The organism is Eubacterium uniforme, from assembly GCF_900167115.1.
Classification (GTDB): domain Bacteria; phylum Bacillota; class Clostridia; order Lachnospirales; family Lachnospiraceae; genus Eubacterium_S; species Eubacterium_S uniforme.
Map to the genome: position 1 here is coordinate 1 of NZ_FUXZ01000022.1, position 8,961 is coordinate 8,961.

The window sequence follows — 8,961 nt, forward strand, 5'->3', positions numbered from 1 at the left end:
ATAGAAACTGTACTCTTACCTTTTGAAACATCAATACCTACTGCGTTCATATATTTGTCACTCCTTAAAAATATAGTGCAATGGATATACACCAGTTTTACTCATTGCCTATTCAATCTACTGTGGTGTGACACGAATGCACCCTATGGTGAAACAACCTGCATAAAACGAACGCTGCTAATGAGGAGCTGGTTATCAGTCTAGTTTACGGACGCGAGGTCCAAGAAAGGAAGCCGATATACCTATTGCTCCCATCATTATACAGCTTAAGCAATAAGATAGATAACATCTTAACTAGATGTTAAGAATATTAACTATAAAACCATTGTAGTAGAAAGGAGATATGGTGTATTCTACATACATCATTTAAGGCGATATGTTACTTACAGTTGATGTTGGAAATACAAATATTACATTCGGTATATTTGATAATGATGAATTACTTGGAACATTTAGAATGAACACAGGAGTTTCAAGAACTTCTGATGAATATGGAATTATGATCTCTGACATGATAAAAATCAGAGGTATTGATTATAAGAAAGTAACAGATGTTATTATCTCATCTGTTGTACCTGCAACAATGCATAGTTTGGTTAATGCATTTAAGAAGTATTTTAATACTAAGCCTATAATTGTGGGTCCTGGTATTAAGACAGGCATTAGAGTTACAACTGCTAATCCATCAGAAGTTGGAGCTGACAGAATTGTTGATGCAGTTGGTGCATATGAGATTTATGGTGGACCAATCATGGTAATTGATTATGGTACAGCCACAACTTATGACTTGGTAAGAGAAGGTGGAACATTTGATGTTGCCATCACAGCGCCAGGTATTAGAATTTGTGCAAATGCACTTTGGCATGAAACAGCTAAACTACCGGAGATAGAAATAGAGTGTCCTAAGACTATCTTAGCAAATGACACGGTTACAAGTATGCAGGCTGGTCTTGTATATGGACAGATAGGTCAGGCTGAATATATCATTAATAAGGTTAAGGAAGAAACTGGTCTTAAGAATATGAAGGTTGTTGCAACTGGTGGTCTTGGCGGAATCATATTTGAACATACTGACTTAATTGAGTATTATGATAAGGAACTTACTCTTAAGGGTATGAAATTAATCTTTGATAAACAGAAGAAAAAGAAGAAATAAAATATGAAGATAGGTAACATAGAAATAGATAGTAATGTAATGCTTGGTCCTATGGCTGGTGTTACGGATATGCCTTACAGAGTTATATGTAGGGAGATGGGTTGTGGACTTTTATATTCAGAGATGGTTAGTGCAAAAGCTATTCTTTATAAGAATAAAAACACTAAGGCATTACTTGAATATGATAAGTGTGAACATCCAATTGCGATTCAGCTTTTTGGTAGTGATCCGGATATTATGGCTGACATGGCTAAGAAAGTTTATGATGAAACAGGGTGTGATATTATTGATATAAATATGGGATGTCCTGTTCCTAAAATCGTAAATAACCATGAAGGTTCATTTCTTATGACGGATGAAGCGCTTGCTGGTCGTATTATTGAAAAGATGGCTAATGCTGTTGAGATTCCCATTACTGTGAAATTCAGGAAGGGTTTTGATAAAGAACATGTAAATGCGGTATCATTTGCTAAGATGGCGGAAAATAGTGGTGCTAAGATGATTGCAGTTCATGGAAGAACAAGGGAAGAATATTATGCGGGTGTTGCTGACTGGGATATTATAAGAGAAGTTAAAGAGGTTGTTAATATACCAGTTGTTGGAAGCGGCGATGTGAGAAATGCTATGGATGCTAAGCGCATGATTGATGAGTGCAAGGTTGATGGCGTTATGATTGCTAGAGCTGCAAGAGGTAACCCTTGGATCTTTAGAGAGGTTAATGCATACCTTAAGGATGGTATAATCATTGAAAGACCTGGGCTTCCGGAAGTTTGTGAGATGATACTTAGACATGCAAAAATGGAAGTTGAATTTAAGGGAGAGTATACGGGTATCAGGGAGATGCGTAAGCATGTAGCCTGGTATACACAAGGATTAAGGAATGCCTGTGTTCTTAGAAGAACGGTTAATAAGGTTGAGACTTTTAAGGAGTTAGAGGTTCTTATTAATAGGGGCGTTAATGAGTTGTAAAGTGAAAATCGTGGAAGTGAACATGAAAAATAATGGGAAATATTATAAAGGAGAAAAGAAAGATGCTAGAGATATCATTTTTAGCAGGAGAGGTAATATTTTCGATAGTATGGGTTCTTTCAAGAGCTATAGTTTGGGGAAAGAATAAAAAGATTGATTTTAAAAGAGAAGTGTTATTAATGCTTATGTATATTAATCTTTTTGTTATTATTCGATTTGTATTTTACGAATTACATAAGGTTGACGGAAAGGTTGTGCCACTTATATTTAATAAAAATAAGTTATGGCCACTTGATGTGAATCTTGAACCGGCGATTCATTTATTTGATTACGAAACAAGAAGAGAAGCGTTAATAAACTTATATGGTAATATTGGATTGTTTATTCCAACAGGAATTATTTTACCGATATTGTATAAGGGTGTTAATAGATTGTGGAAGGCAGTAGCTATAGGCTTTGGAATGTCTTTGACAATTGAAATTTTACAGCTTTTATTTTATGAAAGAACATCTGATGTAGATGATTTGATTATGAATACAGCTGGAGCAGCTATAGGTTATTTAGTTTGCATGTTAGTCAAAGAAATAATTAGTGTATTATCTAAATCAAAGAAACATATGGCATAGAAAGAAGTAAAAATATTAATATAAAACTTTATAAAATGAGTGCGAAATAATTGTGGAAATTTGCAATGTATTTTGCACTTGTTTTTTATTGGTTCGAAAATTACGAAATTTTTGTTCATAATTTGTTCATATTTTTGTTTATAACGGTTGACATTGAAAAAAAATTGATTTATATTGATATTGCACGTTAACGTGCGTTAACGAAAATTATGAAAAGTAAGAATAGTGGATTTCGTAGAAAAAAGTTATAAAGTCGGATAGGAAAAATATTAACCAAACGTGGATGTGTAAAAAAGGAGTGTGTGGAAATGAAGAAAAGAGTATTATCATTATTTATGATAATGGCAATTCTTGTATCATGTTTTTATGTTGATGGTGGGGAAAACTCTGTATTTGCTAAGGGCAAATCTCAGAATTATCACATCAAGAATGGAAGAATTTACAACAAGAAAAACAAGATAGTTAAAAAGAAAATTGTAAAGATTAAAAAGAAAAAATACTATGCTAATAAGAAAGGTCGAGTTGTAAAAAATAAGATCTTTAAGTACAAGAAAGCAAAGTATTTTGCACAGAAAAAAGGTGCACTTGCTAAGTCAAAAATTGTTACTTATAAGGGTAAGAAGTACTATGCTCAGAAGAACTATAAGATTGCAATTGATAAGATTGTTACTGTAAATGGTAAAATATATTATGCTAACAAGAAAGGTGTTCTTAAATATTTAATAGATAAAAAAGAATATGATGCTAATAAGAAGACAGAGGATTCTAAATCTGACGATAAAAAGTCGGATAGTTCTAAATCGGAGAACGGGAAGACAGATGATGGAAAGTTAAGTGATAGGGAACAGATAACACCCGGTGCTCCAATAGAATATTATGATCCTTTATTCCCTCATAATGATGCAATTGATTATTTAACACCACAGATGTTTGATGCAAAGGGTGATGGAAAGACTGATGATACAGAGGCTTTTAAAAAACTCTTTAAAGAAGCTTATAAGCAAGGATTTGATTCATATCCTGGAGCTGAAAATCCTGGATGGAGACACTGTAAGGCGATATTTATTCCAAGCGGAAGATATATTATAAAAGGTACAGTTATAGGTACATTTTCTAATTTTGCGACACCACCTATGTTTGAAGTGAGTGGCGCTGGTCGAGAAACTACAACAATAAAGTATATAGGTAATGAAGTATTATTTGATGATCAGAATGTTTTTGGATTTACAACATTTAGAGATATAGAATTTGCTGGAAATGATTCTGATAATGTTCTCATGAATTTTAAGAATAAAACTAATAGTGGATATGCGCAGAGACTTCAGTTTATATCGTGTTCATTTGTTGAGTGGAAGACAATTATAAACACAATGTGGTCGGATCAGATGTTATCAGAAGTAACATTTGCTTACTGCAAGATAGCAAGTTGTGGATATATTGAGAAACCATGTAAGTTGTTTGTGTTAGATTGTGCACAGGCAGTTAACTGGAGATTTGATTTCACTGATATAGAAGGTTTTAACGGTGATGTATTCTACTATAAGCAGGGTGCAAGTATATGCTTAATTGGTGGTTCAGTAATACCAACATCTGGTAATATCTTTAATTTTGACTTAGAAGATGGAAGTAATACATGGACAGCAGGTCCGAACAATGCTCATCATGCGTTGTGTTATGGAACAAGATTTGAATTAAAGAAGAATCAAAATGGAAATAAAGAAAAAGATAGCACACTTGCAACATCAAAGGCAAATTTACATGATACTGCTTCCATAATGCTCGACTGTTGTGGATTCAGTACATTGGATAATGATACATCACAATTCTTAATTTTCAATGGTGCTCTTAATGTAGACTTTAGAGATTGTAAAGGTCTTCATCAGATGAATATATGTGGAAATGTTACTAAAAATGGATGGATAATGCCTAAAATGACATTTTCAAATTGCAATGACTTAAATATTGATTATTTAGTACAGAATTCAAAACTTGTTAATACTCAAGGTGCTAATTTTGTAAAGAATTATGTAAGAGTTATGGTTGATAATTCATATGATTTTTATCTTGGGAACAAACAGTATATTAAAACTGTTGATGGATTGACTGAATGTAGACAGGTTGTGAATTTAGGTACAATAAATAAAGATTCGAATGAGCCTGATGAATATAATTTTATTGAGTTAAAGAACGGTAAAGTTGTAACAACTAAACCTTATGGATATGTTAAATATGCAGAAATTACTGTTCCTGAGAATAGTAAGTATGGTGATAATTATCCAGTTACGGTTTCAATATATAATGGTGATACAAAGGTTGGAGAAACAACAATCAAATTTGGAAGTAATAAAACGTATAAGATAGACTTAAATGTTTATTCTGATGATTTTAAGATTGTGTTTACTCATTCAAATAATATTTCACCAGAAGTTGCTATGAACTTTGAATTTATTAAGTATTAAGTGTTTAGGTTGGAAAAGTGTTATTAAAAAAGGAGTGTGTGAAAATGAAGAAAAGAGTCTTATCATTGTTTATGGTAATGGCAATTCTTGTTTCATGTTTCTATGTTAATGGTGTGGATAATTCTGTATTTGCTAAAGGTAAATCACAGAAATATCATATTAAGAACGGTAAAATATATAACAAGAAAAACAAGATAGTTAGAAAGAAAATTGTAAAGATAAAAAAGAAAAAATATTATGCTAATAAGAAAGGTCGAGTTGTAAAAAATAAGATCTTTAAGTACAAGAAGGCAAAGTATTTTGCACAGAAAAAAGGTGCACTTGCTAAGTCAAAAATAGTAACTTATAAGGGTAAGAAATACTATGCACAGAAGAATTATAAAATTGCAATTGATAAAACAGTTACTGTAAAAGGTACAGTTTATTATGCAGATAAGAATGGTGTTCTTACATATTTAACTAATAATAAAAAAGCTATTGAAGACAATTTAAAGAAAAAAGAAGATACTAATAATCAGAATACAAAGAAGGATGATTCTAAGACAGAAGAAACTAAGATGGGTAATTCAGAACCTACTACAGGAGCTCCTATAGAAGAGTATTATCAGCCACTTTTCCCTGATGGAGATGCAATCGGATATTTAACTCCACAGGAATTTGGCGCAAAGGGTGATGGAAAGACTGATGATACTGAAGCATTTCGTAAGCTTTTTCAAGAAGCATATAAACAGGGATTTAATACAAAATCAGGCGCTGATCCTGGATGGAGACATTGTAAGGCAATATTTATTCCATCAGGAAAATACATCATCACAGGAGCTGTTTTAAGTCTTGAATCAGCTCTTCCAACAGCTCCGATGTTTGAAGTAAGTGGTGCAGGAAGAGAATCTACAACAATTAGTTTTATTGGAAGTGATGTGTTATTTGATAATCAGAATGTTTTTGGATTTACAACATTTAGAGATATTGAGTTTAAAGGTACTAATAAAAATACATTTATGAATTTCAAAAATACTCATGGTAGTGATATAGCGCAGAGACTTCAGTTTATATCATGTTCATTTGTAAATTGGAATAAGATAATTAAGTGTATATATTGTGATCAGATGCTATCAGAGGTGACATTTGCTTATTGTAAGATTTCAGATTGTGGAACTGTTGATAATCCATGTACATTGTTTACTTTTGCATGTACTCAGGCATTAAATTGGAGATTTGATTTTACAGATATAGAATCATTCCATGGAGATGCATTTTATTATACTCAGGGCACAAGTGTATGCATTATAGGTGGTTCTATTATCCCTCTTTCAGGGAATGTGGTTAATTTTGATTTGCCAACAGCTGCACAGGCTGGTGGAGCAGGTCCAGAAAATGCATATCATGCGTTATTCTATGGAAGTAGATTTGAAATAAGGGATTGGGATGATACGATTCCTTTAGAGAGACGTAGTTGTCTTGTTAGAACAAATACAGCTTCACCAAATACAGCCTCTGTAAAATTTGATTCGTGTTGTTGTTGTACAATTAGTAATAATTCTCCTAACTTTATGGTGATTAATGGTTCGCTTTTAGCTGATTTTAATAATTGTTATGATTTGTATAATGTAAGAATGAATGGTGACGTAACAAAAAATGGATGGTATAATCCAAGAGTAAGATTTACAGGTTGCCCAGATTTGAATGTTCAGTACATGGTTAATAATTCAACTATTATAAACAGACAGGGAGAAGAATTTGATAAGAATTGTGTTCGCGTAATGGTTGATGATTCATACGATTTTTATATGGGAAATAAAACATATGTTAAGACTGTATCTGGACTTGGCTTATGCAAGCAAAATGTTAAACTAAGTGATTATAAGAAAGTTACTTTATCGAATAATAAAACAGTAGAAATTAAAAATCCATTTGGTTATGTTAAAACGGCAGATATAACGGTTCTTAAGGACGATACATATGGAGATAAGTATCCAGTAACAATGGCTATTTATAAAGCTGATAAAAAGATAAATGAAGTAACTCTTAAGTTTGGAAACAATAATTCATATTCAATTCCTATAGAGGATTTTGGGGATGATTTAAAAATTGTGTTTACACATTCGAATTCTAAAAATCCAGTTATTGATATGAATGTTGAGCTTGTTAAATATTAATATATATAAGTTAATAATGGGGAATTTTGGGGGTGGTGATTTACTTGCTGCCCCTATAAATTCGTTATGATAATCATTTTATTACATTTGAGCAGTAGCTTATTAAAGCTACTGCTATTTTATGTTTTGTGTTGTTACACAGTTTATATAAAAATAATACTATTTGGAATTGGTTTTTAATAATATGCTTATTATCAAATGATTCTGGTATATGATTGACCTGAGTTTCTGGCGTTGATATAATTAGTGATGATGAATATAAGAATAATATTGTTGAGGTGATTAGGCATGAGTAATAAAAATATAACTAAAAAGGATAAAAGAAGAATTATAAAAAGAATAATAGCGGGGGTCTTATCTGCTACGTTAATAATATCTTCATTTCCAAAAGTTCAAATATGGTCTGAGGGAAAAGATAAAATCGTAAAATATCCTTATACTTTATATGCAGAGGATGAGGAATTAGGAATCAAAATAAATACGGAGAATTTAACGATTAATGGCACCGCATATACTAATGGAAAGTTTGTTTCAACAGCAAAATATCCATGTGTAAGTGGAAAAATTATAGATAAAGATAGCAAAAATACAAATGATTCTAGTAATGAGAATTTAAATGACTCATTTGATTATACTAAGGATTTAATTATTCTTCATGATAAAATCAAGAACGAAGAGTTTGGTGATGAATGTGATAATCATAATAAAGATTATTCGGTAAAAAATATGAATATTAGTATTGATAAAAAGATATGGACTGATGGAAGTTTAAATATAAATGGAAGTACAAATCTTAATAAGTCTGTAGGAGCTGTATCTGATATATCATGTTTTGGTGGTAATTTAAATGTGAATGGCTCTGGTGTGGTTATGTATTCTAAAACAGGAGACATTAAAATATCCAATACATATGTTTCTTTAAAGGGAATTATATATGCACCATCTGGAACTGTAAAGATTGATTGTGATTATTTTACACTTGATGGAATAATAATAGCTCAAAATGTTATAATAGATGGAAAAGGCGCAAGTATTAATTATAGTGAAAAATGGGCTAAGTATGTTGGTATAGAGAGTGAAGATGGCTTGGCTAGTGATGAAAACAATAGTGAAGACTCAGATGATTCAGATAACGATGGTCTTACTAACGAAAATGAGGAAGAGTTAGGAACTAATCCAAACAAGGCTGATTCAGATGGTGATAAGTTAAGTGATGGACTAGAAGTATATGGGTTAGGAACTGATCCGTTAAAGAAGGATTCGGATGACAATGGAATATCTGATTTTAATGAGGATTTAGATGAGGACTCATTGGTGAATGGTAAAGAAATTCAAAAGAGTACTAATCCATTAGTTGAAGATACAGATGACGATGGATTGTTAGATGGTGAAGAAGTATATAAGTACTTTACAAATCCTTTAGAAATGGATACAGATAAGGATGGACTAGATGATGGCGCGGAAATAAAATTTAAGACAAATCCTAATAATGAATATAGTGATGTAGATGGAAGACGAGATGGAGATATACAACGTGAACAGACATATACTGAAAAAATAGGTAATGAGGAAAGTGAAATCTTGGAAGTCGGGGT

General features: G+C 31.9%; 5 protein-coding genes and 1 pseudogene. All 6 read left to right on the top strand.

Annotated features, from left to right (window positions below; all coding sequences use genetic code 11):
- The first annotated feature begins 376 nt into the window (after positions 1 to 376).
- Entirely contained in the window at positions 377 to 1,156 is a 780-nt protein-coding gene (locus B5D16_RS11910; protein WP_078767202.1) for a type III pantothenate kinase, read from the top strand.
- 3 nt (positions 1,157 to 1,159) lie between these two features.
- On the top strand, positions 1,160 to 2,125 hold the full coding sequence (gene dusB / locus B5D16_RS11915) for a tRNA dihydrouridine synthase DusB (RefSeq protein WP_078767203.1): 966 nt from the start codon (positions 1,160 to 1,162) through the stop codon (positions 2,123 to 2,125).
- 62 nt (positions 2,126 to 2,187) lie between these two features.
- Positions 2,188 to 2,751, top strand: coding sequence for a VanZ family protein (locus B5D16_RS11920; RefSeq protein ID WP_159444385.1), 564 nt, complete (start codon positions 2,188 to 2,190; stop codon positions 2,749 to 2,751).
- Between the two features lie 308 nt (positions 2,752 to 3,059).
- Complete coding sequence (locus B5D16_RS11925) at positions 3,060 to 5,210, top strand: major tail protein (RefSeq protein WP_078767205.1); 2,151 nt, start codon at positions 3,060 to 3,062, stop codon at positions 5,208 to 5,210.
- A gap of 44 nt (positions 5,211 to 5,254) precedes the next feature.
- Complete coding sequence (locus B5D16_RS11930; protein ID WP_078767206.1) at positions 5,255 to 7,366, top strand: glycosyl hydrolase family 28-related protein; 2,112 nt, start codon at positions 5,255 to 5,257, stop codon at positions 7,364 to 7,366.
- Between the two features lie 288 nt (positions 7,367 to 7,654).
- Positions 7,655 to 8,961 (top strand): annotated as a pseudogene (locus B5D16_RS11935) (amidase domain-containing protein); the annotation flags it as partial.

What these genes read in the sequence shown, in the direction of transcription:
- B5D16_RS11910 (WP_078767202.1), top strand. Translation starts at nt 377, where the DNA reads ATGTTACTTACAGTTGATGTTGGAAATACAAATATTACATTCGGTATA.
- dusB (WP_078767203.1), top strand. Translation starts at nt 1,160, where the DNA reads ATGAAGATAGGTAACATAGAAATAGATAGTAATGTAATGCTTGGTCCT.
- B5D16_RS11920 (WP_159444385.1), top strand. Translation starts at nt 2,188, where the DNA reads ATGCTAGAGATATCATTTTTAGCAGGAGAGGTAATATTTTCGATAGTA.
- B5D16_RS11925 (WP_078767205.1), top strand. Translation starts at nt 3,060, where the DNA reads ATGAAGAAAAGAGTATTATCATTATTTATGATAATGGCAATTCTTGTA.
- B5D16_RS11930 (WP_078767206.1), top strand. Translation starts at nt 5,255, where the DNA reads ATGAAGAAAAGAGTCTTATCATTGTTTATGGTAATGGCAATTCTTGTT.